Here is a 26,179-nt window from a genome sequence, read left to right on the forward strand (position 1 = left end):
GGGAGGGTAGGGGGACGGACGTGCCATGACTCGATCCTCTCAAGGAATCAAGTCTCCATCAGACCCGGCGCGGTTCACTGGGTAACAGGTGGGTGGCTCTGGCACTGTCAGGTGGGCGGTACTGGTTTCGAACCAGTGACCCCTCGCTTGTAAGTCAACTCGGATAGTAGCGAAATAAGGGAACCTTGGTCCCTGACCTGCGGTTTCGGTCCAAGCGCGTCCTGACGGATCCACGGGTGGCCGGGGCGATTGTCACCCAGATAGTCACCCAGAACTGCGGTTCCGGCCGCACATAGCCTCACCGCCCCGCTGGACTGCCCTTCTCCGGGACCATGCATTACCGAACTAAACACCGGGAATGCACGAAGACGGACAATCATCACAGGCCACACATGACCCACCGTTACCCTCGGTATATACCCAGCCATGCGCCCGGTCGAGTAATCGGCAGGGCACTGACCTCTACTGGGCGGCATGGACGCAGGCGGTCGTGGCCCTCGACCATTGGGTGAATCAAGAGATCATCGATCGGGCACTGGCGCAGCGGCCGAGGGTTCCACGTCTCAACAATTCAGCAAACTGTCCATTCCGGTCGAGTTGGTGGAGAAGGTACACGGTTCTTCGAGTTCAAGACCTTCCAGCATCCGGACAAGATCACGGAAGGCCTCTCCCATGCCAGCACGGTCAGGCTATGGAAGACCATCGCCAGGGAGCTGACTGATCAAGACCCGAGCAAGCCAATCGAAGCCGACGAGATACACACGCAGTCAGTTCCGATCTCTATCGAGACCGAATTATGTCCAACCCTGGGATCGGCTCCCTGCGCCATGGGCAGCGCTCGAGGGGCGAACGGTGCCCTCGAGCCGCTTCAGGATGTTGAACTCGACGTCGCGGCCCCCATGGAAACCATCCCTAATGGCTGGCCCCGGCTACGCCGCCGATGCCCGAATCACCGGTCGGTGTCCACGAAACGGAGCCTCTGGCACAGAGTCTGCACGTCAGCGGGCGGGCCGTGCAGCTTCCAGAAGACCGTCAGCAGGTGCTTGGCCCGAGCGCTGAGCTTGTCCGACTGGGCGGGAGAGATCGTGCGGTAGCCATGGGCGAGCACCGAATCATTCCGGACCGCGGCGAGGTCGCGCAGGCTCTTGACCGATGACGGCGTGTGCAACCCCGCCTGGCTCATGAAGTCGTCGCCGAGAGCGTATAAGAGCAGCACGGCCGTCTTCAGGTCGACGTCGGTGGGCAGCTCCGCGCTGCCCCGACCGCCGGTGTCGGACATCGCCCTGCGGTAGGCCCGGGTGAGATCGTCGATGTCACCGATCAACCGGTAGTCAGCCTTCTTGCAGCTGAAGCCGGGGAAACGCAGCTCCAGGCGGCGGGCCAGGCAGCCCTCGACGGTCCGGTAGAACAGCAGCGCCGCGAAGTCGTGCCGTCCGATGGCCTGGTAGTGCATGCCCAGGACGTAGAAGCAGACCAGCAGCCTGGTGAGGTCAGGTGGCTCGGTGGTGAGCGAGCGAAGGAACGCCAGTTGCTCGTTGATCCGGTCGTAGGTCTCCGACGTGAGGTCCCGATAGGTGACGAGCGCGCTTTCGACCGTCGCGATCCTGTCGGGCAGGGCTGACAGGTCCAAATCGCACCATGCCCGGTACAGCTCACTGAGCGCACGCATGAAGCGGGCGCGTACGGGTTCGGCGATCTGCTCGCACAGGTCCTGGTACTGAGCGTGGGCGCTGCCGAAGGCCCCGTTCCTGAAGGTCTCCAGCGCGGCCGCCATCTCCTGCTCCCCGAACAGGGCCGTCGGGTTGTCGAGGAGCAGCGGTCGCTCGTCCCCGGGAACGACGCGGCGGAACTCCTGGTCATACTCGCCGTCGAGGTAGCAGATGCCGAGGTTGAGCTGCCAGGCCGCCAGCGCGGCCGCGGCGCTCATGACCTTTTTGCCGCCGGTGATGTCGATCACCGCGGACAACCGCCTGTCGTCCGGCGTCGCGGAGCGGTCCAGCTCCGCTTTGACCTCCCGGTAGACGCCTTGAGGGTCAGTGGGCTCAACGGAGCGGTGTGAGAAGTCCTGGTAGCGAAGCCGCCCAGGGCCGATGACCCGGCTCGCGATGAAGTCCACGCTCGCGTTTGCCTGCTCGGAGTAAATGACGAGCAGGCGACGGGGCCGGATCAGCTCGTAGGCGAGGATCGTGGTGAGCGGTGAGAAGCCGCTCATGCTGATCAGCAGATCGACCGGGCGGCGCAGTGCGCTGTTGCGTCGGCGAACCCGCGTCACCATGTCGTCGAGCATCGTGTCGAGGAAGAAGGCCGTGGCCTGATCCGAGGGGGAACCCCACCCCAGGTTTCCTCGCCGCGCAGGATCTCGCGAATCTTGACGTCCGCCTCGGTGGAGTTCATGTCTTTCCTATTCGCTGTCGGAGGGATCGGCCGGAGAGACGTCCACATCGCATCGCTGGCACGGCCCTTCGGCGCGGCCGCCCTCGTTTCCGCACCTCCCGCAGTTCGGACAGATGTAGACGGTGAACTGACCCGTACGCTGGCAGGAGATGGCGAGAATGCCGTGACCTGGCGCTTCGACTGGGCCGGGATAGCTGCTGAGCTGGGTCCTGCGCAGCTGAACAGTGGGGAATGCGGCCTGGCACCATCGGCAGGTCTGTGTCCCCCAGTCGTTTCTGCACCGGGCGCAGACGATTCGGAACGTGCTTTCTCTCGCGTTGAACTGATGCCCCGCTTCCTCTTTCTCCCCGCACACCGGACATGTGCTGAGCCGGTCCAACAGGCCGAGGGCAATCTTGAGATCCTTGCGGAAGGTCGCCGCCGCGCGTTCTCGCTCCCGCCGCCTGGCCAGCGCCGCCGGCTCGTCCGACCACGCCTTCAGTAGGCCGGAGACCTGCTCCAACTCAGCCTGAGTTGGCGGCCGGCGCAACGTCACCCGATCACGTTCGTCGCCGCCGAGCCACGCACCGCGCCCTCTTAAGATCTCCTCCCTCATCTCCGCCGGGCACCGGACCGCAGGCGGATAGGCGGCCGCATCGGGCGCGATCAGCGCCCACTGCACTGCCCGCACACTTTCACGTGGCCGGATACACCAACCCAGGCCTGTCGCTACAGCGCACCCTTGCCATCTCCACAGATCCGATGCTCACGGAAACCACCTTTCCCGTCACCGAAAAGGATCTTTACAGAGATCACGACACGTGTGATGATCACTCCGTTTTGCACATCTGTTCGAAAGGCTGGAGTGAACACTTCACGAACAGCGTCCGGCTTATCCAGCCAGACGCGCCGCCGCGCTGCCCTGATCGCGGCTCTAACGCTGCCGCTCTCACTGATGAGCGCGCCGGCGATCGCCCAGGACCCCACGCCATCCCCCACCGCCACAACACCGCCGCCAAGCACCCCCACCACGCCCACCGACAAGGCGCTGGCGCAGGCCAAAAAGGACAACCGGCGCGTCGAGATCGAGCCGCTGCGCTCGGAAAGCGCCACGTACTACGCCAACCCGGACGGCAAGACGGTCCGGATGGAAATGCACACCCAGCCGATCCGCGTCAAGGACGCCGACGGTAAGGGCTTCGCCCCGATCGACACCACCCTCGTGGAAGCGGACGGTTCGATCAAACCCAAGGTCGCGAAGGGCGATCTCGTCCTGTCCGCGGGTCGAAACAAGACCCTGCTCAAAAGCCGGACAGCGGACGCCACAGCGAAGATCGCCACGCCGTCGGCCCTACCCGAGCCCAAGCTGAACGGCAACACCGCCACCTACCCCGACGCCTACGGCAAGGGCCGCGACCTGGTGGTGACCGCGAACCCGACCGGCTTCCGGCAGCAGATCACCATCGCCGAACGGCCCACCGGTCCAGTCTCCTTCCGGGTGCCGGTGGACCTGCCGTCGGGCCTGTCGTTCAAGAAGAACGCCGCCGATCAGCCCCTCATCGTGAGCAAGGACGGCAAGACACTCACCGAGGTGCGGCCGACCCTGCTGCAGGACGCCACCGCCTCCGACGCAGGCGCCCCGATCGACGCGGGCAAGATCGGCAAGGCCGCCGTCACCCTCGGCGAGGACGGCAAAACCCTGGTGTTCACACCGGACACGGCATTCCTGGCCGACCCGGCGGTCACCTACCCGGTGACGATGACCGCCGCCGCGGACGACTGGTGGGAGACCGACACCAGCGAATCGAACGGCATGGACACCTTCATCAACGACGTTGACTACCAGGACAGCTGGGCCGGCTTCACCCTCGACCGGATCCTGGCCGGCAAGTCCTACGCCTCCAACGTCGCCAAGCGCTGGCGCAGCTACCTCAAGTTCCCCGACGTGCCCGACGAGTTCGCCGGCAGCACGGTGGAGAACGCCGACCTGATCCTGTGGAACCACCTGTCCAACGACTGCGGGCCGCAGGTCGGCTCCGGCATCACGGCGCGGCAGATCACCTCCTTCTGGGACGAGACATCGCTTCACTGGGACGACCAGCCGTCCGTCACCAACGTGGGCGCGGACACCGAGTACGGCGCATACAGTCCCGACTGCTCCGGCTCGATGGCCTACGAATGGGACCTAATCCATTCGGTCGACGACATCGTCCAAGCGTGGGTCGACGGCGAAACCAACTACGGCATCCGGCTCACCGCCGGCAACGAATCGGACCTCAGGAACTGGCGACGCTACCGGACCTACGAGGCCGGCGGCTGCACCACGGAACCGCGGGAAGAATGCAAGGGCACGCTCCACCCGCCCATCCTCACGGTCGACTTCAAGCTAGCTAAGAAGCCCCAACTCGGCGTTTTGATGCTGGATGCTGGCGAATCCTTCCCTGCCACTCATGGGGAGTTCAACCAACTGGTCGCCGACGGACGAGTAGGCAACACCCTTCCTGAGCCTGAGCCCGTAAGTCATCCTCAGGCTCAGGATTACCTGGTCAACAGTGACCAGGATTACGTCGCTCCTCCCGAAGAGGTGGAGACGCCGCTCCCTCCGCCGGAGGACGAGGTGACAGCACGCTGGTCGTTCGACGAAGGCAGTGGCACAGCAGCCGCTGACAGTTCAGGAAACAATCATCATGCGACCGTCAACGACGGCATCGCGTGGACTCCGGGAGTCAGTACCTCCGCGCTCACCAACGTCGGTGTCAGCAACCCAACCGCAGCCGAACCGATCGCTCAAAGCCTGCTGCCCGCCCGCGTTATCGCCTCCCGTAAGGCTGCAGTTCAGGGAGTAAAGGTCGAGGTTCCGGAAGAGACAACGGAGACCAGCATTACGTACGCCGACCCTGGCGGAAAGTCGTTTACGACTGAGGTCCGCTCAGGGCCAGTCCGAACTAAGCGCAACGGCACTTGGATACCGATCGACACCACCCTGAGCGAGCAGGGCGGAATACTGAAGCCTAAAGCAATGGTGGTCGGTGCCACTCTCGAAATCTCCTCGGGAGGTATGGACCCGTTCGTGACGATGACCGCCGACGGGCGCTCATACGCGTTGAGCTGGCCGACGCCACTGCCCAAGCCGACGGTCAAGGGCAGCGTGGCCACCTACACCGATGCCGCCGGTGTCGGGGCTGACTTGGTGGTGACGGTGTTGCCGACCGGGTTCCGGCATGACGTGGTGCTGCGGCAGCGGCCGTCGAAGCCGCTGGAGTTGCGCATCGGTGTGCAGACCGGCGGTTTGACCTTGTCGGAGGGCAAGGGCGGGCGTCTGCTGCTCACCGCCGGTAAGGGCAAGAAGCCGGTAGCCTCGGCGCCGCAGCCGGTGATGTGGGATGCCAGCGCCAAGGGCCGGCGGCTGCCCAAGGCCAGGCACGCGAAGATCGCCACCGACGTGGTCACCAAGGACGGCCGCACCGAGCTGGTGCTCAAGCCCGACCACGCCTTCCTGACCGACCCGGCCACCACCTATCCGGTGCGCGTGGATCCGACCACCACGCTGCCGTTCAACGATGACATCGAGCTCTACTCCGAGATGGACGCCGGCCAGACGGCCGACCCGACCCTCCCGTACATGCTGGCCGGACGACTGGGTAGCGGCCTGTTTCGGGTACATCTGCGCTTCGACACCACAGCGCTGGCGGGCACCACGGTCACCGACGCCAAACTGTCGCTGCTCAACATCGACGCCCCCACCTGCGGCCCCCAGGTCGGCGCGGGCATCCAGGTCCGCCGCCTGACCTCGGCGTGGGACGAGAACAACCTGCACTGGGCCAACAAACCGACCTCCACCACCGAAGACGCCCAGATCAACAGGGCAGCCTGCGAACCGACACCGATGCAATGGCCCGTCACCGCCATCGCCCAGGACTGGGCAGGCGGCGCCGCCAACCACGGCCTCGTGCTGCAACACCCCAACGAGGCCAACACCAGCGACAACTACCGGCTCTTCCCCTCCTCCGAAGAGACCGACTTCAACTCCCCGCCCACGTTGACCATCACTACCAGCGGCCCCGCCTCCACGCCCACTTTGAGCGGCCTGGGAATCTCTCCTGCGCAGAACGTGGATGGCACCACCGTGGCCACCTCGCTCATTCCGCAGCTGTCCGCAACCGTTGCCGACGCCATTGGCGGTACGCTCACCGGCGAATTCGAGGTCGAGCACGATCCCGCCGCACCTGCCGGACAGGGCAGCGGACAGATCTGGGCAGGCAGTTCGTCTGCGGTCGCATCTGGCACGCAGACGACAGTAGCCGTGCCCGCAGGGAAACTGGCCGACGGATGGATGATCCGCTGGCGAGCTCGCGCCGTCAACGGCAGCGCTTTGACAAACTCGGCCTGGACGGCATGGCAGCTGGCCACCGTGGATGTACCAAATCCGACCGTGAATGCGTTGCAGGTTACGCCTGCGCAGGTGGTGGACGGTACAACAACCACCACAAGCCTCACACCGGCATTGCATGCGACGGCTAACGACCCCGCTGGTCAGCCGCTGCGAGTCGAGTACGAGGTTGACCATGATCCCGCCGCGACCGGCCAGGGCAGCGGACAGATCTGGACCAGCGGTGTCGACAATGTCGCATCCGGTGCGCAGGCCACCATTACTGTCCCGGTCGGAATGGTGACCGACGGATGGAAGATACGCTGGCGTGCTCGGGCCGTCAATGCGGCCACAACCGTCAGTTCGCCTTGGGCTCAGTGGCAAAATCTAACCATCGACATCCCAGACCCGGTGTCCGAACCAACCGTTGGCGCGCTCCAGGTCACCCCATCTACACAGGTGGACGGCAAGACCATCACCAACACACTTACTCCAGCGCTGCTCGCGCAGGTCAACGACGCGGTTGGCGGCAATCTGCGGGGCGAGTTTGAGATCGAGCACGACCCGGCCGCACCCGCTGGTCAGGGCACCGGGCAAATCTGGATCGGAGGTGTTGACAACGTTCCGGCTGGAACCCAGGCCAACCTCTCTGTTCCTGCTGACAAACTCACTCATGGATGGCTGGTGCGGTGGCGTGCTCGTGCCGTCTCGGCCAGCGCGGCGTCTCCGTGGTCGGGCTGGCAGCATCTGACTGTCAATGTGCCCAGCCCCACGGTAACTAACATGTCGCTTACTCCATCAGTGGTAATCGACGGTACGGTGACCACCACACTGATCCCCACGTTGAAGGCCACCTTCACGCACCCGGATGGTCAGTCCATGCGGGCCGAGTTTGAGATCGAGCACGACCCGGCCGCACCCGCTGGTCAGGGCACCGGCCAAATCTGGGCTGGTGCTCTCGACAATGTCGGCTCCGATACCATCGGCGAACTTGCCGTCCCGCCAGGAGAGCTGACAGAAGGATGGAAGGTTCGCTGGCGTGTAAGAGCAGTGACAGCTGACCGCTCCTCGGATTGGGTGGCTTGGCAGCAGGTCACGGTTAAGACGACTCTGCTGGAAGGCGGGCCGTTCGCGCAGACGAATGGTTCGGTTCTTTCCAGCGGCTCGGACTTCACTGTGGCAGCCTGGCTAAGGGTGAGCGACAAGGACGGCACCTACACCGTTCTAGAGCAGAGGGGCGTCCACCAGGCTCCCTTCCACCTCGGCAACGACCCCGAACATGGTCTGGTGTTCACCTTCACCAGCGCCGACGATCCGGCAGCAGCGGTTGAGGGGGTGAGGTCCGCGGTTGAGCCGCCGGTCGACAAGTGGTTCCACGTGGCTGCCACGTACACAAATGGCTCACGCATGGCCAGCCTCTACCTGAACGGGCAGAGTATCGGCAGCACATCCCTCACCTTCACGCCTTGGCACGCCTCCAGCGCAATGACACTGGGCACCGCGATCACCGGCACGTTGGACGAGGTCTGGGTGTACGGCAGGGAACTTCTCGCTGATGAGGTGTTCGCCCTCATGGACGGGAGCGCAGTTGTCCCAGAAGCATCCGATGGCGACTCGACTGCAAGGATCGCGGCCGATCCTCCGTGGACCTACGACAGGATCAATGCGGCAACGTGCAAGAAGGACTGGGGGGGTGGTAAGCGTGAGTACGGTTTGTTGAAGAACCGGTTCAGCGGCTGCTTCCGCAACTCCGTCTTCGTCTATGAGCCGGATGAGTCGGATCAGCCGGCCGACCTTTACGACAACGAAGGCGGCTGGCAAGGTAGTTTAATGTTCATCGCCAAAACATATTCTGGGCGCCGCGGGATCGACAGCGGAGCAACCACCCGTGATATTTGGTTCGAGGTCTACATGGACCACGCCTTCGACGCATGGGACAATTGGGGCGCGGTAAGTGATGTCGAACTTACCGTAGGCATGAGCGTGGCAAGTAATCAAAGCTCCTGCAAACATATCACCTCCTTCAATGGAGACCCCCAGCGCAATAACATTACCAAGACCATGAAGGAATGGTTCGAGTTCTTCGACCCTCCCCAGAATGAACCCAAGCATGTAGGCACTTTCCGGTTCCGCGCCGCTCCCGGAGACGCGCCTTTAGTGCGTAGAGATCGTAGCGGTGCCGATGTCGACAACACCGAAAAGATCTCCAACTGCGTCTTCGACCAGTATGCGAAAATTTCTCATACTGAAGACGCGGAACGCATTAAATGGGTATATGGCGCAGCCAGAAAGGATGCTGTCATCAGATGCGACACTGCCGATAGCAAGCAGGTATCGCGCACCACAGGCGGCTGCATCCTCCCAGTAATCCCTTCCATCGAATGGCGCATGGGCCGGGGATATGACAAGGCAACAACTCATTACTGGAAGGCCTGTTACGATAAGTTAGATACATTCCCAAAAAATCCAGCAAAAATAATCCATGGCTGTGCGATAAACGGGACCAACCGCCCTCCCGAGGATCAGTACCTATGGCGAGTTGGCCCACCCAGAAAGGACAACAGCAACGGCCGGGCTGTCACAAGGTGTCGAAGCCTGTGGCCCAGCTATGGAAATAACAGTCAGGACTGCGACGAGTATCCCTTCCAGTCCGCAGGAAACCGCACCGCTGAGGGCGACAAAGCGGGCAATCTCTCCGTCTGCGCGATGTCCTCCGACCATAACCAGATCGCCGGAAACCTGCTGGGACGCCTGTACAACAATGACAGGATTCTGTACGAAGATGTGATGTTCAACAGATTCCCCGGCAAGCCGGTTCCGCTTCCTAGGATGGAAGACTTGTGCTGGCCGGGGAACATCGATGAAGATTCTAGCTACTACGATGGCGTAGGCTAGAAATTAATCGCCTGCCGTCGTGGAAACGCCTTCCGTTTCCACGACGGCTCATTTATCCCCTCACAGATGAATGGCTCATCACCCATGAATTTTCATGATGCCGTCACCCACTACACAGACCTCATCCAATCCAGCGCACCGTTCGGGGAGGCGCTAGCCTGGACCGTCATTCGCCCTCTCGGGAAGCCCATACCCCTCGAAAATATCGCAACGCGACTGACCGGCGGCGCGCATCCGGTGCTGGTGGAGTCCGATGAGGAGTTCACCGAAGAGGCCGGGTTCCTGGAGGGCAAAGCTGTCTACCTGGGGCAGGCAGGTACCGCGACCATGCTAGTTGAGCCCGGTGGGTTCAGCTATGCTGGTAGGGAGCAGGTTATGGCCTGGCTCAGCCATGACGCGCAGGTTTGGCACCTGGCGTGGAACATCGCTGGCACGAGAGGGCTGTCGTACGCAGCATACGGACAGTGGCTCGCTCGGATTCCCACACTTGACCCGGGAATGCTGTATGGAGTCGATCCAGATGCGGTGGCAGAGGAAGCGGCAGCATTGAAAGAGGTTGCCGACGCTCCCTGGCCGGCCACAAAGGCGACCGCAATGGCGATCGTTGAAGCACGCACCGGCGCGCGCCTACCCATGGACTGGTTCGACCGGCCTCGCCAAGTAGCGATCGTCGATCCGCTCATCTCCGATGATTGCCCCCCACTCGGCTTGTGGCATTACGAACCGGATATGAATGCCAAACTCCATCTGGCGTCCCGGGAGCACCGGCGGGCGGTACTGCTGCGGACGGTCAACGTTCTCGTCGAGCGTTTCAATCTTGGCTTGACTGCGATCACCCGCGCTGTGCGGGCGGTACACGACGGACGCCCCCTTGACGTCGCCCTACTGGAGGAGATACGGAAAGAAGGGGAGACCCTCGGTGAGCGATGGGCCGGGCGCGGCTATGCCGTCCGAGAGGAAGACGAAGACACCTGGCGGCGATGGGTGGCAGCCAACGCGGTCCGCCACGGCCTGCGCTCTCTCGATAGGGGAGCCGATTTCCTCGACTGCCTCACCTATGCCAGATTCGCGCTGTCGGAGGAATGGCCCGAGATCAGAACTTGGATTCGCGAGTCAATACGCGAGGGCGACGAGGCTGCTCAGTAGACCTTCGGTCACCATCTGAAGTGCTCTTTGACCTCAGGCTCGCTACTTCGGATTATGTGGTGATCAAGGTCCGCCGTCTGACGGAGAGGGCGCAGCGCCGGTGTAAGCAGCGGCGGCCGGCCGGCCAGGAGACGGTGCGCTCCGCCACCCGGCGGTGACGTCCCAGCCGTTGGCTGGACTCGATCCCACGGCGGGCGATGCGCGGGATGATGCCCCGGCCGCGCAGGAAGGTGCACAGATGGGCGTAGTTGTAGCCCTTGTCACCATGGAGCTTGGCCGGGCGTCGCCGTCGCGGCCCGCGGCGGGAACGGATCGGCGGGATGCCGCGCACCAACGGCTCCAGCGCCAGACTGTCGTGGACGTTGGTGGCGCTGATCGCGACAGCGAGGGGCAGACCGGTGCGCTCGGTGATGAGGTGGATCTTCGACCCTTTCTTGCCGCGATCGAGCCGATTCGGACCTGTCGGCTCCCCCCCTTTGACAGCCCGCACGCTGACGGAGTCGATCGCACACCGCGACCGGTCAAGCTCTCCCCGGGCGCCGAGTTCGTCCGGCATGATCCGGTACAGCTTGGCCCACACCCGCGCTGCGCTCCACCCGGTGAAGCGGCGGTGCACCGTCTGCCAGGAGGCGCCGAACACCGGCGGCAACTGCCGCCAGGCGCACCCGGTGGTGGCCACGTACACGATCGCCGCCAGGATCACCCGATCCTCGGCCCGCCGCCGCCCGCCACCTTGCGGCCGCGTCGGCGCCGGCGGGACCACCCGCTGAAACAACTCCCACAACTCATCGGGCACCAGTCGCTGAAGGAACGCATCCACGATCGACCTAACGACCGACCCCCAAATGAGTCACGGTCTAAGTGGGTGTTTGATCCTTTGAGGTGATGCTTAGCCTGATATGTCCGTCCGATTGCGTGCCTCGTTTGCGTGCTTTCGAGAGGTATAGGTACGGCGGGATTCGATGAGCAGACCACAGAACGCCGGTCTCATCCTGGAAGATCCTGTCTCATCCCAAAATGCCGAACTCGTCACCATGCGTAGCAGCAAGTTGACGCTGAGGGCTGGGCAGACGATGGCGAATGAGGTACGCCGGAAGCATGGCCGAGCAGCAGCGCCCCTACCCCAGCGACCTGTCCGACGCCCGGTGGGAACTCGTCGAGCCCGTCCTGAGCGCCTGGCGCACCGAGCGCCGCGGCAAGGGCCTGGACATCGGGCGCCCCTGCGAGCACGACCTGCGCGCCATCCTGAATGCCATCGTCTACGTCGACCGCACCGGCATCCCCTGGCGCTACCTACCGCACGAGTACCCACCCTGGCAGACCGTCTACGGCTACTTCGCCCACTGGCAGACCGACGGCATCTTCTCCCAGCTCAGCGGCCTCCTCCGACGATTAGTACGCACCGGCGAAGGACGCGACCCCGACCCGAGCGCCTGCGTCATCGACGCCCAAAGCATCAAGACCTCCACCAACGTCCCCGCCCACAGCCAGGGCTACGACGCCGGCAAGAAGATCGCCGGTCGTAAGCGCAGCATCGTCACCGACACCCTCGGCCTGCTGGTCGCCGTGCTGGTCACCGCCGCCGGCGTCTCCGACAGCGCCGCCGGCCTGCCCCTGCTGACCCAGGTCGCCGCGGACAACCCGGCCATCACCAAGGCCTGGGCCGACAGCGCCTACCGCTCCAAGGTCATCGAAGGCACCGCCGCCCTCGGCATCGACGTCGAAGTCGTCCAACGCGACCCCACCACCAGAGGATTCACCGTGCTCCCACGCCGCTGGGTCGCCGAGCGGACCTTCGGCTGGCTGATGCTCCACCGCCGCCTGGTGCGCGACTACGAGACCCTGCCGGCCCGCTCCGAAGCCATGATCCACAATGCCATGATCAACCTCATGACCCGCCGCCTCACCCGCGAATCCACCCCAACCTGGCGAAGCACCTGAAATACGAACCAGTCAGAACTCCCAGGATCAAACACCCACTAAGAACGTGAGCGGTTCCAATCAGCGCCGATCAGCTGGTGTTTCAGTGCATGGGAACGGGTGACCGTCACGGGTCACCGTAGATGAGCAAGAACGAAGCACCGCGGCCGAAGGACTCGCGGGATGCTGAGAGGCGGTTGGTGCCGCTCTCGGTGTGGCTGTGTTCCGACACCGCGCCCGCAGGAGCTAGTGTCAAGGATCGTCCGCCCGCTACCGACGCGGTATGCGGGCGACATCGCCAGGCCGTTGGGCGAGAGCTAGCACGGCATCTGATCGGCACCTGCACCCGTTCGGGTGGAATCGTCGCCGATGTCTTCACGACAAGTGAGACAGTGCTCGTCGCGGCGGCTGAAATGGGGCGGCTGGGGATCGGGTGTGTTCCGCGTTTGCCGGTCGCCCAGCACCTCGTTGGCCGCCTGCGGGAGGAGCTTACGGCGGATCAGCGGGCGGCGGTGAGAATGCGCCCGCACGGGCCGCACGCGCTGCGGGAAGCACTGCTCGGGCTTGAGGGTGGGGTTGAGCTGTTGATCGCGGCGCTTCCGCCGTACCCGGAATTCGGACGGCCGGTCGACTCGGCGGGGGTCTCCTGCCCCGCGTGTCGAGCGGAGCAGCCGACGCTCGGGGGGACGCAGCTGGGCCGGTTCCTGGAGGATGCGCGGCATGTTCTCGCGCCGGGTGGTCACCTAGCGGTGATCACAACGGCACGGTACGAGCGGGGCAGGCTGGTGGATGTCGCACCGGGGATCATCCGGCACGCGGCGCGGGCCGGGCTTACCTACCTTCAGCACGTCATCGCGCTGCGTGTCCCAGTCGAGGGTGACGCGCTCGTGGTTCAGTCTGGGCCGGCGGAGCTGGCGCAGCTTCGCCGTGCCCAGTCTGCGGAGCTGCCGCCGGTGGTGTCGGTGCACGCGGACGTCTGCCTGTTCACCCGCTCCGCCGGAGGTGTCCGATGAACGAGAACATTCTGTCGTCGGTGCTGGTCACCGGCCAGTTGCAGTCGCGCGTTCAGCGGCGTGGCCGGTATGTCGCGGAGTCAATGCGGCATCCGGGCAAGATGCTCCCGTCGATCGCCGCCCAGGTCATCTCCGCGTTCACCGAGCCGGGCGAGCTGGTGGTGGATCCGATGTGCGGGATCGGGACCACGGTGGTGGAGGCGATGCATCTGGGGCGGGAAGCGGCGGGGATGGAGTACGAGGCGGACTTCGCTGGCATCACCGCCGCCAACATCCAGCACGCCCGCTCTCAAGGGGCGACGGGGAATGCTCTGGTGACCTGCGGGGACGCGAGAAACATCGCAACCGTGTTCACGAGCCTGCGGGGCAAGGCCGCGCTGGTGCTGACCTCCCCGCCCTATGGGGCGCATACACATGGGCACATCCGCTCCGGTAGTCGAGACGGTGGCGGGCCGGTCGAGAAGTGGAACCACCGTTACTCCACCGACAAGGGCAACCTTGCGCATCGGCGTCTGCCCGAGCTGATGGAGGGCTTCGGGCGGATCCTGTCCGGTTGCGGAGAACTGCTGCGGCCAGGCGGTGTTGTCGCGATCACCATTCGGCCGATCCGGGTCGACGGGCAGCTCATCGACCTTCCCGGCCAGGTCATCGCGACAGCAGAGGAGGCCGGCCTGGTGCTCACGCACCGTATGGCGGCGTTGCTGTGCGGGCTGCGTGACGGCGGGTTGGTGAATCGGGCGTCGTTCTTCCAGATGCTGGACGCCTGGAGGAACCAGGAGAAAGGGCTGGCGGTGTGCGCCGCGGCCCACGAGGACCTGCTCATCCTGCGGAAGCGGGGTGGCGAGGGGTGAGGGTCTCGCTCTCCGGCAACCGCTGACGCAGGAGCACACCGAGGAGGAAATCCTCCAGTTTCAACAGGCCGTGCGTACAGCCGTCAGCGGCTGGACGAGCAGGAGGCCGTGTCCAGACCGTCGTTGACATTGATCGTCGAGACGAGCGGTCATGTAGGACCACCGGGGGTGGTGGGCCCGTAGGGCCCGGACCGGCCACCGGTGGACGCGGGGACCCGTTCGGAGCCGGAGCGAGTCGTGAACAACGCGGCTGGTGAAGCCGCGTTTGGCCGTGCCGTCCATGGCAGGCGTACCGCTGCGGATCCTGCTCGACGCCGCTGCCCGCAACCAAGAAGCCACAGACCGTGAAGGAGTTGGTGAAATGACGATCGGGTTCGGCTTCTACAGCCGAGTGTCGACCGAGAGCAACCTGGTCCCGGAGGCGTCATGGGGCTGGCGGTTGCGTCTGAAGGACCGCACCTCCAGCAAGACAATCATGGCCGTGTACATCCGCCAGCGGGTCTCCCTGGCCCGCTCGATCGCAACGCAGCTGGGGCACGAATGACGCCACCGTATCCACCGGAGCGGCGGCTATATCGCGTGCACGAGGCCATGGCCCTACTCAGCATGAGCCGCAGTGTGATCTACGAACTCATCCGATCAGGCCGGCTGAGGTCCGTCACTCAGGGCCGTACCCGGCTGATCCCAGCGGCGGCCATCGCCGAATACATCGATCTTCTTGAACGCGAAGCGAGGGCATCATGACCACACGACGGAGCAAGGGAGACGGCGGTCTGCACTGGGACGAAGAGCGACAGCGCTGGACCGCCACGGTGACCCTCGGCTACACCGCCGCCGGGAAACGAATCGTCAAGAAGGCCCGCGGCAAGACCAAGACGGAGGCCAAGGAGAAACTCAAGGAGATCCTCCGGGAGCACGAGGACGGCTCGGCCGTCGCACCGACGAACTACACCGTGCGCGAGGCCACCCAGTACTGGCTCGAACACGGGCTGGGCGGACGGTCGGCAAGCACCGTCCGGATGTACACGACCTATGCCGAGACGCACGTGATTCCCGCTCTCGGCGCACGCAAGCTGCGTGACCTCTCCGTGGAGGACGTGGACGAGTGGCTCGCAAGCAAGCGGGACACGCTCAGCATGCGATCACTCAAGCTGATCCACGCCATCTTGAACCGGTCGATCAAGAATGCGATGCGACGTGACAAGGTGAAGCGGAACGTCGTCGATCTCTGTGAGATCCCCGAAGGGCGGGCAGGCAGGTCGTCCAAGGCGCTGACACTCCCCCAGGCTCAAGCGATCATTGACGCCGCCACGAAGGCGACCCCACGCATGCGGGCCTACCTCGTACTCTCGCTGTTGATCGGCGCCCGGACAGAGGAACTACGGGCGCTCACCTGGTCGCATGTCGTCGCCTACGACAGGAAGTCGGAAGCCTGGCTGCCGGTGAGCGAGGCCGGCTGGGAGCACGAAGAATTCGCGACCTACGTATGGCGGTCCGTACGGGCCAAAGGCGACACCAAGACGGTGAAGTCCCGGCGATCGCTCAAGCTTCCTCGCCTCTGCGCGGAAGCGCTGCGCGAACTTCACGAGGAACAGGACGACACTTCCGGGCTGGTCTTCCGGACCCAGAGCGGCAACGCGCTCACCGCGCACAACGTGCGGCGGGACTTCCGTAAGATCCTCGACCGCGCCGGGCTCATCGGCAAGGAATGGTCACCGCGCGAGATGCGGCACAGCTTCGTCTCGCTGCTGTCGGACTCCGGAGTCCCGATCGAGGACATCTCCCGCCTGGTCGGCCACCGAAGCACGGTCGTCACCGAGACGGTCTACCGCAAGCAAATCCGGCCGGTTCTCATGCAAGGGGCGGAGGCCATGAACGTGATCTTCACCGCATAGTGACCCAGCCCGCATAGTCACCCAGTTAGTGACCCACAGCCCGTTTCCTTGATCGGAAGCGGGCCGTTTCCGCAGGTGGGCGGTACTGGTTTCGAACCAGTGACCCCTCGCTTGTAAGGCGAGTGCTCTACCCCTGAGCTAACCGCCCCTGATCGGCACTACACCTTACGACACCAACGGCGCCGACCGCACCTCCACTTCCCACCCCGCCCCCAGTTCAGGCCGCCCCGCCGCCCGCCACCCCAGCAGCGCCGCCCCCAGCATCCCGGCGTCCACCCCGAGGGCGGCGGGAAGCAGCGGTGGCGCGTCACGGAAGGCGAGTCGCTTGACGAGGCGCGTACGAACCGGGTCAAAAAGCGCGGGCCCCGCTTCGGCGAGCCCTCCCCCAAGGACGATCATGGACGGGTCCAGCAGGAGGGTGTAGGTGGCCAGGGCGAGCGAGAGGGCCTCCACGGCCTCGTCCCAGACCTCGATGGCCACCGGGTCGTCGGAGGTGACCACCTGCTCGGCCCGTACGTCCTCCAGGCCCGCGCGCTGGCTGTAGCGCCTGCCCACGGAGGCGGCCGACGCATAGGTCTCCAGGCAGCCGAACTGGCCGCAGGCGCACTGCTCGCCGTCGGGGAAGACGGGGATGTGCCCGATCTCGCCGCCCCAGCCGGAGGTGCCGCCGTACGGCTCGCCGTTCACGATCATGGCGCCGGCGATGCCGGTGCCGATGGGGAGGAAGAGGAAGTCGGCGACCCCTCGTCCCGCTCCGAGGACGTTCTCGGCGAGGCCGCCGGTGCGGACGTCGTGGCCGAGCATGACCGGGGCGTCGAGGTCGGTGAAGTCCTTGGCGGGGATGTCGCGCCAGCCCAGGTTGGCGGCGTAGATGGCGGTGTCCTCGGAGACCAGGCCGGGCACGGCCAGGCCCACGCCTGCGGGCGTGCCGTCGCCCGAGGTGGCGAGGTGGCCGATGAAGTCGCGGATGGCGGTGACGACCGCCTCCGGGCCCTCGGAGCGGGGGGTGTGCCGCCGCTCCGACAGCAGCACCGCGCCCGACTCACTGACCAGGCCGCCCTTCATGGACGTGCCACCGACGTCCAGCGCGACGACGAACGAAGTAGAGGACACGGAACGAGACGATATCGCAGCTCAGCAAATGTCCGGAAAGGCCCAGGGTGTCAGGCGCGGCCGAGCACCCTGTTGAGTGCGGCCTCCACCTCGGCCGAGAGCCCCGATAGCCCCGGGGGCGTGCTCAGCTCCAACCCCACGAGGGAGTCGGAGCGGGCCGGCCGTACGGAGCCGCACGAGCGGCACTCCACCTCACCGAGCCGGCAGATCAGCGTCGTGGACCCGCAGGTCTCGCACGCCTCCAGGTCCAGGCCGTGCAGTCGCTGGCAGTCCGGGCAGATCAGCACCTGCGTCTCGCGGCGCACGCCGCGCTTCCATGGACTGGCGCCTCGGACCGGATCGGTCTGCCGGGCCCCGCAGCGGTAGCAGGGCATCGTTGCCTCCGTTACGAAATGTCGGCGAGTGCCTTGAGGTAGTCGGCGACGTCACGCGCCTGGCCGGTCGGGTTGACCACCGACCAGCGGATCACGCCCTCGCCGTCGAGGATGAAAGTCCCCCGACGCGCGACGCCCTTCGCCTCGTCGAGGACACCGTACGCCCGCGCGACCTGTCCATGTGGCCAGAAATCGGAGAGTAGAGGGAAAGAAAAACCCTCCTGATCCGCCCAGGCACGGTGGGTGAACAGGGAGTCCACCGAGACGGTGAGCAGCTGCGCGTCGGCCTGGAACGCGCGCAGCGCTGTCAGCTCACCGTGACATACCCCGCTGAAGGCAAGCGGGTAGAAGACCAGCACGACCTTCCTGCCCCGGAACTGAGAAAGTCTCACCGGAGTGCCGTGCTGGTCCCGCAGCTCGAAATCCGGAGCCTGGGCACCGACCTCGACAGGATGCGCGTTCACGCGTCTCATCCTGCCGTACGCCTGACGCTCGTGCTCCTTACCGCCGGCCCTTCGGCGCGACGAGCCTGGTCCCTGACCAGTCGGGCGCGGCGGAGATGCTGCTGGTCTGTGAAAGACCGGCGGTCGTGGCATCCTCCCCGATGTCGCTCGGCTCCACGTGGCCGTCACGCCCGGCCTTTGGAGTCAGCAGCCAGATCTGACCGCCCTCGGCGAGTGCTCGCATCGCGGAGGTCAGAACGTCGAAGAGGTCTCCGTCGCCGTCACGCCACCACAGCAGCACCACGTCGACGACGTCGTCGGTCTCTTCGTCCAGCAGATCGTTGCCGGTGAGGCTCTCGATGGAATCCCGAAGCTCGTCGTCGACGTCCTCGTCCCAACCGATCTCCTGCACCACCTGACCCGCCTTGAGGCCAAGTCGTTCGGCCAGGCCGCGCTCGCCCTGCGCCTGACCCGCGGTCGCGCTCACGTTTATCCCTCCTGCTTGAGTGGCCCCGCTTATGCGGTTTATCGCTTCGGGACAGTCCACACGCTGTGACCCTCGGTCGTCAACGGTCGCCACGGGTACGGCCGTACTCGGCCAGAATCAATCCGATAGAAACGACAGCCGAACCTGGCGTTGCCGGTTGTCGACATTGAGGTCCACGAGGGCCACTGATTGCCACGTGCCCAGGGCCAGTCTCCCACCCAGGACGGGGATCGTGGCATACGGCGGGATCAGCGCGGGCATGACGTGCGACCTGCCGTGCCCTGCCGAGCCGTGGGCGTGGCGCCACCGGTCGTCGGCGGGCAGGAGTTCGCCCAGCGCTGAAAGCAAGTCGTCGTCGCTGCCGGAGCCGAGCTCCAGCAGCGCGACTCCGGCCGTCGCGTGCGGGACGAAGACGTGCAGCAGCCCGTCCTCGCCCTGCGTACGGACGAATTCCGCGCATTCGCGGGTGATGTCGTGCACCGTCTCCCGTGAACCTGTGGCCACCGAGATGAGTTCAGATCTCACACGGAGATCCTATGTATGCATGACCACGGCGTCAGGGCCGGGAAACACCAGCGTGGTGTGCCCGTCGTCGAATCGCACCAGGTACGGAGGCCCGCCGCCGGGGCCCTGGATCTCGATGATGATTCCGCTCCGGTCCCGTTCGCCAACGGTGTTCCCGTGCACCACGAGCCGGTCGCCAAGCGTCGCCTTCATACCTCCAGATTCGTACGTCGAGTGCCGTACGAGAAGAGGCCGGCCCTCCCGGAGGCGACAAGGATTGATGACCAAACCGTTACCGAGCCGGCCGATTCCTGCGAGTCTGCTGGCAAGTTCCGCGCAAGGCGGAATGCCGGGCCGTCACGCGGGCAGGACGAGACCGTGGACCCCGGTCCCCACGACGTCCCCGCGACGTCCCGCGACCGGGGCGGCACCCCGGAGCGCCTGATCAGCGGGGGCGCGGCTAGACTCCGGCGGCCCGGATGTGACGCCCGAACCGGGCCGGGGGATACTCGAAGACGTGTAGGCAAAATTTCGTAGCTTTTCTGTTCTTGTTAAATTGAGATGCGGCGGTAACCTAGGCCGTGATTCGTCCTACCATCGGTGGACTAGGCCACCTGTGACACCCCTGCCTGCAGGGGCACCCTGGTTACTCGCCAGTAGAGATGCACTTTCTACGACTAGCGACCAGGATGGAAAGCGACCCAGACCAGACATCAGTCATCCTCGGAAGGCGAGACCCAGTGGCTTCCGGACGCCAGCGTTTCTCGATCATCAGCGACGGCCTACCCAGCCAGCTGCCTGATGTCGACCCCAGTGAGACCAACGAGTGGCTCGAGTCCCTCGACAACGTCGTCAAGACGGAGGGCCGCACGAGAGCCCGTTACCTGATGCTCCGCATGCTGGAGCGGGCCCGCGAGCACCAGGTCGGCGTGCCGGGCCTGCGCAGCACCGACTACATCAACACGATCCCGCCGGAGCGTGAGCCCTGGTTCCCCGGCGACGAGCACGTCGAGCGGCGCATCCGGGCCTACATCCGCTGGAACGCCGCGATCATGGTGACGCGCGCCAACGCCCGCACCAACGTGGGCGGCCACATCGCCACCTACGCCTCGGCCGCGTCGCTCTACGAAGTGGGCTTCAACCACTTCTTCCGCGGCAAGGACCACGGCGAGTCGGGCGACCAGGTCTTCTTCCAGGGCCACGCGGCGCCGGGCATCTACGCCCGCGCCTTCCTGGAGGGCCGGCTCAACGAGGGGCAGCTCGACGCCTTCCGCCAGGAGCTGTCGCACGGCTTCCACGGCCTGCCCTCCTACCCCCACCCGCGGCTGATGCCTGACTTCTGGGAGTTCCCGACCGTCTCGATGGGCCTGGGCCCGATCGGCGCGATCTACCAGGCGCGGTTCAACCGCTACCTGCTCAACCGCCAGATCAAGGACACCAGCCGCAGCCACGTCTGGGCGTTCCTGGGCGACGGCGAGATGGACGAGCCCGAGTCGCTCGGCGCGATCGGCCTGGCCTCGCGCGAGGAGCTCGACAACCTCACCTTCGTCATCAACTGCAACCTGCAGCGGCTCGACGGCCCCGTACGCGGCAACGGCAAGATCATTCAGGAGCTGGAGTCCTACTTCCGGGGCGCCGGCTGGAACGTCATCAAGGTCGTCTGGGGCCGCGACTGGGACCCGCTGCTCGCCGCGGACGTCGACGGCGTGCTGGTCAACCAGATGAACACCACCCCCGACGGCCAGTTCCAGACCTACTCCGTCGAGTCGGGCGGCTACATCCGCGACAACTTCTTCGGCGGCGACCCGCGCCTGCGCAAGATGGTCGAGCACCTGACCGACGACGACATCCGCAAGCTGTCGCGCGGCGGCCACGACTACCGCAAGGTCTACGCCGCGTTCAAGGCCGCCCGTGAGCACGTCGGCCAGCCGACGGTGATCCTGGCCCAGACCATCAAGGGCTGGACGCTCGGCAAGGACTTCGAGGCGCGCAACGCCACGCACCAGATGAAGAAGCTCACCAAGGCCGAGCTCAAGGAGTTCCGCGACCGGCTCTACCTGCCGATCCCCGACTCCGCGCTCGAAGGCGAGCTGCCCCCGTACTTCCACCCGGGCGAGCACGACCCCGAGATCGAGTACATGAAGGAGCGCCGCGCGGCGCTCGGCGGCGTGCTGCCCAAGCGGGTCATGCGCGCCAAGCCGGTCAAGCTCCCCGGCGACGAGATCTACCAGGGCTTCCGCAAGGGCTCCGGCAAGCAGCAGGTGGCCACCACGATGGCCTTCGTCCGCGTGCTGAAGGACCTCATGCGCGACAAGGAGATCGGCCACCGGTTCGTGCCGATCATCCCGGACGAGGCGCGCACGTTCGGTCTCGACGCGATGTTCCCGACGGCGAAGATCTACTCCCCGCACGGCCAGAACTACGAGGCCGTCGACCGGGAGCTGCTGCTGTCGTACAAAGAGGCGGTGCAGGGGCAGATCCTGCACGAGGGCATCACCGAGTCGGGCTCGATGGCCTCGGCGATCGCGGCCGGCTCGGCCTACGCCACGCACGGCGAGCACATGATCCCGATCTACATCTTCTACTCGATGTTCGGCTGGCAGCGCACCGGCGACCAGATGTGGCAGATGGCCGACCAGATGACCCGCGGGTTCCTGCTGGGCGCCACCGCCGGCCGCACCACGCTCAACGGCGAGGGCCTGCAGCACGAGGACGGCCAGTCGCCGCTGATCGCCTCGACCAACCCGGCCGCGATCTCCTACGACCCCTCCTGGGCGTTCGAGGTGGCGTACATCGTCCAGGACGGCCTGCGGCGGATGTACGGCGAGCAGCCGGAGGACGTCTTCTACTACCTGACCGTCTACAACGAGCCCTACCTGCAGCCCGCCCAGCCCGCCGACCTCGACCTGCAGGCGCTGCTCAAGGGCCTCTACCGGTTCGCCGAGGGCCCGCAGACACAGGGGCCGAAGGCCAACATCCTGTCCTCGGGCGTGGCGGGCCCGTGGGCGATGGAGGCGCAGCGGCTGCTGGCCGAGGACTGGGGCGTCTCGGCCACCGTCTGGTCGGCGACGTCCTGGGCGGAGCTGCGCCGCGAGGCGCTGGCCTGCGACGAGCACAACCTGCTCAACCCGGACGCCGAGCCGCGGGTGCCGTACGTCACCCAGGCGCTGTCCCAGGCGTCGGGGCCGATCGTGGGCGTCAGCGACTACATGAAGGCCGTGCAGGACCAGATCGCGCAGTGGGTGCCGGGTGACTGGTCCTCGCTGGGCACCGACGGGTTCGGCCTGTCCGACACCCGCTCGGCGCTGCGCCGCCACTTCCACGTGGACGCCGCCTCCATCACGCTGGCCGTGCTGACCAGCCTGGTCAAGCGGGGCGAGCTCGACGGCGAGGTGCTGCGCGAGGCGATCGCCCGCTACCACCTCAAGAACGGCGTGACCGAGGCCGGTGGCGCCGAGAGCAACGACACGCAGTCGATGGGCATCTGACACGGGCATCTGACCCGACCGTCACGGCGGCCCCTCGCGAAGAGACTTCGCGAGGGGCCGCTGTTGTACGCGTCGTCACCCTCACTTACGTGAACGCTCACGTATTGTGGGCACTACCTCCCCCTGTGCCGATGAGGGGAAGAGTCGTATGCGCCGCGTCCTTGCCGCTGCCGCCCTGGCCGTGACGGCCACCGCCTGTGCGAGCCCGGCCAAGCCTGCCGCCGATGTGGTGCCCGAGACGGAGAAGATCGCCTGGGGTCCTTGCACGGATCTCACCCGTCCCGACGGTGAGCCGCCGGCCCGCCAGGATCCCACCGTGCGGTGCGGGAAACTCTCGGTGCCCCTGGACTACGGCGCGCCGGACGGCGAGCGGATCGACCTCGCGTTGATCAAGCTCGCGGCGACCGACAAGAAGAACCGGATCGGCTCGCTGCTGTTCAACTTCGGCGGCCCGGGAGCCTCCGGCGTGGACACGCTGGACCAGGCGGCCAAGTCGCTGTCGGCGCTGCGCGCCCGCTACGACCTGATCAGCTTCGACCCGCGCGGCGTCGAGCGCAGCTCCGGAGTACGCTGCGGCAGCCCCGCCGACCTGGACGCCTACACCGCGATGGACACGCTGCCCGTCAATGCGGAGACCCGCGCGAAGGTCGACGCGGCCAACAAGCGGTTCGCCGAGCTGTGCGGCCGCGACGCGGGCGAGATCCTGCCGTTCGTCGGCACTGCCAGCGCCTCCCGCGACATGGACCGCATCCGCGCCGCCCTCGGCGAGGAGAAGCTCAACTACGTCGGCATGTCGTACGGCACGCAGCTCGGCGCGGTCTACGCCACGCAGTTCCCCGGCAACGTGGGCCGGATGGTGCTCGACGCGCCGCTGGACCCGAGGGTCGGGTTCAGGGAGCGCACGCTGGCCCAGACACGAGGCTTCCAGAGGGCGTACGAGAGCTTCCTGAAGGCGTGCGTCAGGGAGCGGTGCGAGGTCGGCGAGAGCGTCGCCGCCGCCAACGCCAACGTGGAGCGGCTGATGAACCAGCTGACCAAGCAGCCGCTCAAGGTGAGACAGCGGGAGCTCACCCAGGGCCTGGCGGTCACCGGCGTCGCGGCCGCCCTCTACTCGGAGCTCACCTGGCCGCTGCTGGGCAACGCGCTCGGCCAGGCGCTCCAGGGCGACGGCTCGGCACTGCTCTACCTGTCCGACTCCTACACCGGCCGTCGCCCGGACGGCACCTACTCCACGCAGATGACCAGCTTCCCGGCGATCACCTGCGTGGACACCACCGAGCGTCCGAGCGAGGCCATGCTGCGGCGCACGCAGGACGCCGCGATGAAGATCTCGCCGCTGTTCGGCAGCGAGGGGTCCGGCGGGCTGTGCCGGGTGTGGCCGGCCAAGGGCAGCGACGAGGCCACCCGGGTGAACGCGACCGGCTCGGCGCCGATCCTGGTGGTGGGCGGCAAGAACGACCCCGCCACCCCCTACCAGTGGGCGCCCAAGCTGACCGCGCAGCTCAAGACGGCCACGCTCGTCACCTACCAGGGCGAGGGGCACGGCGCCTACCTGTCGGGCAACAAGTGCGTCGCCCGGCTCGTGGACGATTATCTGATCAAGGGCAAGCTGCCCGAGCGGGGCGCCAGTTGCGCGGCCGCCTAGGCTCGGCCGGGTGACGGACTACTTCGCGCTCATCGAGAACGAGACCGCGCGCCTGGCCAAGCTGACCACGGCGCCGGAGACACCGCTGCCGACCTGCCCCGGCTGGACCCTCGCGGACCTCATCACGCACCTCGGCACGCTGCACCGGTGGGTGACCCACCTGGTGACGACGCGCGCCCAGGAGCCCGTCCGGTCGCGGGACGTGCCCAACGGCCTGGCCGAGGGCGAGCACGGCGACCAGGCGTGGCTCACCTCCGGGATGGCGGAGATGGTCCGGACGCTGCGCGCGACCGACCCGGACACGCCGCTGTGGACCTGGGGGCCCGGCGGCCGGGCCGGCTGGTGGGCCCGCCGGATGGCGTACGAGCTGGTCGTGCACCGGGTCGACGCCGAGCTCGCGGCCGGCCTCGAGCCGGTCGTCGAGCCGGCGGTCGCGGCCGACGGCGTGGAGGAGTTTCTCGGCAACCTGTCGTCCGCCGGCTGGGTGACCAGGCGCCTGGCCGCGCTGGACGGCATGGCGGGCGCCACCTTCCACCTGCACGCCACGGACACGCAGGGCGAGTGGACGTTCGTCCCGGCCGCCGACGGCGGGATCTCCTGGGAGCGCGGGCACGCCAAGGGGGACGCGGCGGTGCCCGCGCCGGCCGCCGACCTGCTGCTCCTGGTGTACGGACGCCGCCCGGCCGACGGGCTGACCGTGCACGGCGACCGGGCGCTGCTGGAGCGGTGGCTGCGGACCGCCACGCTGTGAGCCCTGGACGCGCCGCCGCTCGGCGGTCGGCGGCGAGTCCAGGAGCAGACCGGTCACTCGCGAGAGCGGGCCCGGGGCGCGGGGAAGGCATGTCCCCCGGCCCGCGACGCGTTCGACACAGGCCATGATGCGACACCGGCGCGACAACCCTATGTCGGTGTTTTAGAACAATTAATCGAGAACGGCGCCGTGCACCACCATCTCGGGCACCTCGGTCGCGAACCCTTCCAGCGGCCGCTCCGGGCAGCGCTCGGCGGTGACGGCCGCCGCGGCGATCCGGTCGAACCGGAAGACGCGCACGTCGTCACGCAGACGGCACCACGCCACCAGATACCAGAACCCGCCCCGGCCACCCAGGAACACGCCCGGCTCGACGTCACGGGAGGTCAGCGCCCCCTTGGCGTCGGCGTACTCCAGCCGGAGCACGCGGCGGCGCAGCAGCGCCTCCTCGATCGCGCGGGAGACTCCCTCCGCGCCGAGCGGCCGGATCCCGCCGGCCGGCTCGGGCGGCTCGGCGACGAGCACCCGGCGGGCCAGCTCCCTGGCGAGCTCCCCCTCGGTGCCGGGCATGGCGGCGACCACCTTGCGTAACGCGCTGCGCGCCTGCCTGCCGAACGGCTGGTCGCCCGCCCGGCCGAGCGCCACGGCGATGGCCACCGCCTCGGCCGGGGTGAAGTTGAGCGGCGGGAGGGACATCTTCTTGTCGAGGGTGTAGCCGCCGGTGCGCCCGGCCTCGGCGTAGATCGGCACCCCCGACTCCTGCAGCGCGGTGATGTCGCGCTCGATCGTGCGCACGCTGACCTCGAACCGGGCGGCGAGCTCGCGGGCCGAACGGCGGCGCGGCGCGATGGCGCGCAGGTCCTCGACGAGCGCGTAGAGCCGGTCGGTGCGGTTCACATCTGCGACGGTACG

General features: G+C 66.4%; 20 protein-coding genes, 1 tRNA gene and 1 pseudogene. 11 read left to right on the forward strand and 11 right to left on the reverse strand.

Going from position 1 to position 26,179, the window contains the following annotated elements:
* Nucleotides 1-949: 949 nt before the first annotated feature.
* Nucleotides 950-2,275: a TIGR02710 family CRISPR-associated CARF protein gene (locus ACTMTF_RS28610; protein ID WP_441113456.1), complete on the reverse strand. Its 1,326-nt coding sequence runs from the start codon at nucleotides 2,273-2,275 to the stop codon at nucleotides 950-952.
* Nucleotides 2,276-2,401: 126 nt separating this feature from the next.
* Nucleotides 2,402-3,055: a hypothetical protein gene (locus ACTMTF_RS28615; protein WP_441113457.1), complete on the reverse strand. Its 654-nt coding sequence runs from the start codon at nucleotides 3,053-3,055 to the stop codon at nucleotides 2,402-2,404.
* A gap of 273 nt (nucleotides 3,056-3,328) precedes the next feature.
* Here ACTMTF_RS28615 and ACTMTF_RS28620 point away from each other — a divergent pair, with 273 nt between their 5' ends.
* Both ACTMTF_RS28620 and ACTMTF_RS28625 read left to right on the forward strand, forming a co-directional pair.
* Nucleotides 3,329-9,637, forward strand: coding sequence for a DNRLRE domain-containing protein (locus tag ACTMTF_RS28620; protein ID WP_441113458.1), 6,309 nt, complete (start codon nucleotides 3,329-3,331; stop codon nucleotides 9,635-9,637).
* A 66-nt stretch (nucleotides 9,638-9,703) separates the two neighbouring features.
* Nucleotides 9,704-10,783: a hypothetical protein gene (locus ACTMTF_RS28625; RefSeq protein ID WP_441113459.1), complete on the forward strand. Its 1,080-nt coding sequence runs from the start codon at nucleotides 9,704-9,706 to the stop codon at nucleotides 10,781-10,783.
* A 94-nt stretch (nucleotides 10,784-10,877) separates the two neighbouring features.
* On the opposite strand, the pseudogene ACTMTF_RS28630 reads toward ACTMTF_RS28625, so the two are convergent.
* Nucleotides 10,878-11,603: pseudogene (locus ACTMTF_RS28630) on the reverse strand (IS5 family transposase); the annotation flags it as partial.
* Between the two features lie 278 nt (nucleotides 11,604-11,881).
* Here ACTMTF_RS28630 and ACTMTF_RS28635 point away from each other — a divergent pair.
* The 6 genes from ACTMTF_RS28635 (at nucleotide 11,882) to ACTMTF_RS28660 (ending at nucleotide 16,462) form a co-directional block, all read left to right on the forward strand.
* Entirely contained in the window at nucleotides 11,882-12,724 is an 843-nt protein-coding gene (locus tag ACTMTF_RS28635; protein ID WP_441113460.1) for an IS5 family transposase, read from the forward strand.
* Between the two features lie 122 nt (nucleotides 12,725-12,846).
* Nucleotides 12,847-13,716: a DNA methyltransferase gene (locus ACTMTF_RS28640; RefSeq protein ID WP_441113461.1), complete on the forward strand. Its 870-nt coding sequence runs from the start codon at nucleotides 12,847-12,849 to the stop codon at nucleotides 13,714-13,716.
* Entirely contained in the window at nucleotides 13,713-14,567 is an 855-nt protein-coding gene (locus tag ACTMTF_RS28645; protein WP_441113462.1) for a TRM11 family SAM-dependent methyltransferase, read from the forward strand. The genes ACTMTF_RS28640 and ACTMTF_RS28645 overlap by 4 nt, the downstream gene beginning before the upstream one ends.
* Nucleotides 14,568-14,820: 253 nt before the next feature.
* Entirely contained in the window at nucleotides 14,821-15,111 is a 291-nt protein-coding gene (locus ACTMTF_RS28650; protein WP_441113463.1) for a hypothetical protein, read from the forward strand.
* The gene (locus tag ACTMTF_RS28655) at nucleotides 15,108-15,311 is read left to right on the forward strand and encodes a helix-turn-helix domain-containing protein (protein WP_441113464.1); all 204 of its coding nucleotides are present in this window, start codon (nucleotides 15,108-15,110) and stop codon (nucleotides 15,309-15,311) included. Before ACTMTF_RS28650 ends, ACTMTF_RS28655 begins: the two co-directional genes overlap by 4 nt.
* Nucleotides 15,308-16,462: a tyrosine-type recombinase/integrase gene (locus ACTMTF_RS28660; RefSeq protein WP_441113465.1), complete on the forward strand. Its 1,155-nt coding sequence runs from the start codon at nucleotides 15,308-15,310 to the stop codon at nucleotides 16,460-16,462. The genes ACTMTF_RS28655 and ACTMTF_RS28660 overlap by 4 nt, the downstream gene beginning before the upstream one ends.
* Nucleotides 16,463-16,538: 76 nt before the next feature.
* Here the strand turns inward: ACTMTF_RS28660 and ACTMTF_RS28665 are convergent.
* The 7 genes from ACTMTF_RS28665 to ACTMTF_RS28695 form a co-directional block, all read right to left on the reverse strand.
* Nucleotides 16,539-16,610: transfer RNA gene (locus tag ACTMTF_RS28665), tRNA-Val, on the reverse strand.
* A gap of 17 nt (nucleotides 16,611-16,627) precedes the next feature.
* A complete protein-coding gene (locus tag ACTMTF_RS28670; protein ID WP_397003310.1) occupies nucleotides 16,628-17,575 on the reverse strand; it encodes an ROK family protein in 948 nt (315 codons plus the stop codon).
* Between the two features lie 50 nt (nucleotides 17,576-17,625).
* Nucleotides 17,626-17,880 carry a hypothetical protein gene (locus tag ACTMTF_RS28675; RefSeq protein ID WP_441113466.1) on the reverse strand — a complete coding sequence of 85 codons (255 nt, stop codon included), beginning with the start codon at nucleotides 17,878-17,880 and terminating at the stop codon, nucleotides 17,626-17,628.
* Between the two features lie 80 nt (nucleotides 17,881-17,960).
* Nucleotides 17,961-18,413 (reverse strand): peroxiredoxin, encoded by a 453-nt coding sequence (locus tag ACTMTF_RS28680; protein ID WP_441113467.1) that lies wholly within the window; start codon nucleotides 18,411-18,413, stop codon nucleotides 17,961-17,963.
* 37 nt (nucleotides 18,414-18,450) lie between these two features.
* Nucleotides 18,451-18,879: a DUF3052 domain-containing protein gene (locus tag ACTMTF_RS28685; protein ID WP_397003316.1), complete on the reverse strand. Its 429-nt coding sequence runs from the start codon at nucleotides 18,877-18,879 to the stop codon at nucleotides 18,451-18,453.
* Between the two features lie 117 nt (nucleotides 18,880-18,996).
* Nucleotides 18,997-19,404, reverse strand: a complete 408-nt coding sequence (locus ACTMTF_RS28690) for a secondary thiamine-phosphate synthase enzyme YjbQ (RefSeq protein WP_397003318.1) — start codon at nucleotides 19,402-19,404, stop codon at nucleotides 18,997-18,999.
* A gap of 9 nt (nucleotides 19,405-19,413) precedes the next feature.
* The gene (locus tag ACTMTF_RS28695; RefSeq protein ID WP_397003320.1) at nucleotides 19,414-19,596 is read right to left on the reverse strand and encodes a DUF1918 domain-containing protein; all 183 of its coding nucleotides are present in this window, start codon (nucleotides 19,594-19,596) and stop codon (nucleotides 19,414-19,416) included.
* A gap of 527 nt (nucleotides 19,597-20,123) precedes the next feature.
* Between ACTMTF_RS28695 and aceE the strand changes: the two genes are divergently transcribed.
* From aceE to ACTMTF_RS28710, 3 genes are all read left to right on the forward strand, one after another.
* Nucleotides 20,124-22,871: a pyruvate dehydrogenase (acetyl-transferring), homodimeric type gene (gene aceE / locus ACTMTF_RS28700; protein ID WP_397003322.1), complete on the forward strand. Its 2,748-nt coding sequence runs from the start codon at nucleotides 20,124-20,126 to the stop codon at nucleotides 22,869-22,871.
* Between the two features lie 148 nt (nucleotides 22,872-23,019).
* Entirely contained in the window at nucleotides 23,020-24,516 is a 1,497-nt protein-coding gene (locus tag ACTMTF_RS28705; RefSeq protein ID WP_441113468.1) for an alpha/beta hydrolase, read from the forward strand.
* Nucleotides 24,517-24,526: 10 nt separating this feature from the next.
* Nucleotides 24,527-25,267: a maleylpyruvate isomerase family mycothiol-dependent enzyme gene (locus ACTMTF_RS28710; protein WP_441113469.1), complete on the forward strand. Its 741-nt coding sequence runs from the start codon at nucleotides 24,527-24,529 to the stop codon at nucleotides 25,265-25,267.
* Nucleotides 25,268-25,438: 171 nt separating this feature from the next.
* On the opposite strand, the gene ACTMTF_RS28715 is transcribed toward ACTMTF_RS28710, so the two are convergent.
* Entirely contained in the window at nucleotides 25,439-26,164 is a 726-nt protein-coding gene (locus tag ACTMTF_RS28715; RefSeq protein WP_397003328.1) for a helix-turn-helix transcriptional regulator, read from the reverse strand.
* Between the last annotated feature and the right edge of the window lie 15 nt (nucleotides 26,165-26,179).

Source organism: Nonomuraea sp. ZG12 (assembly GCF_052068115.1).
In the GTDB taxonomy this organism is placed as follows: Bacteria; Actinomycetota; Actinomycetes; order Streptosporangiales; family Streptosporangiaceae; genus Nonomuraea.

Bases quoted from the DNA above. Each gene is read 5' to 3' on its own strand.
- ACTMTF_RS28695 (WP_397003320.1), bottom strand. From the start codon at position 19,596: ATGAAGGCGACGCTTGGCGACCGGCTCGTGGTGCACGGGAACACCGTT.
- ACTMTF_RS28625 (WP_441113459.1), top strand. From the start codon at position 9,704: ATGAATGGCTCATCACCCATGAATTTTCATGATGCCGTCACCCACTAC.
- ACTMTF_RS28620 (WP_441113458.1), top strand. From the start codon at position 3,329: ATGAGCGCGCCGGCGATCGCCCAGGACCCCACGCCATCCCCCACCGCC.
- ACTMTF_RS28610 (WP_441113456.1), bottom strand. From the start codon at position 2,275: ATGGTGACGCGGGTTCGCCGACGCAACAGCGCACTGCGCCGCCCGGTC.
- ACTMTF_RS28660 (WP_441113465.1), top strand. From the start codon at position 15,308: ATGACCACACGACGGAGCAAGGGAGACGGCGGTCTGCACTGGGACGAA.
- ACTMTF_RS28705 (WP_441113468.1), top strand. From the start codon at position 23,020: ATGCGCCGCGTCCTTGCCGCTGCCGCCCTGGCCGTGACGGCCACCGCC.
- ACTMTF_RS28640 (WP_441113461.1), top strand. From the start codon at position 12,847: ATGAGCAAGAACGAAGCACCGCGGCCGAAGGACTCGCGGGATGCTGAG.
- ACTMTF_RS28645 (WP_441113462.1), top strand. From the start codon at position 13,713: ATGAACGAGAACATTCTGTCGTCGGTGCTGGTCACCGGCCAGTTGCAG.
- ACTMTF_RS28635 (WP_441113460.1), top strand. From the start codon at position 11,882: ATGGCCGAGCAGCAGCGCCCCTACCCCAGCGACCTGTCCGACGCCCGG.
- ACTMTF_RS28655 (WP_441113464.1), top strand. From the start codon at position 15,108: ATGACGCCACCGTATCCACCGGAGCGGCGGCTATATCGCGTGCACGAG.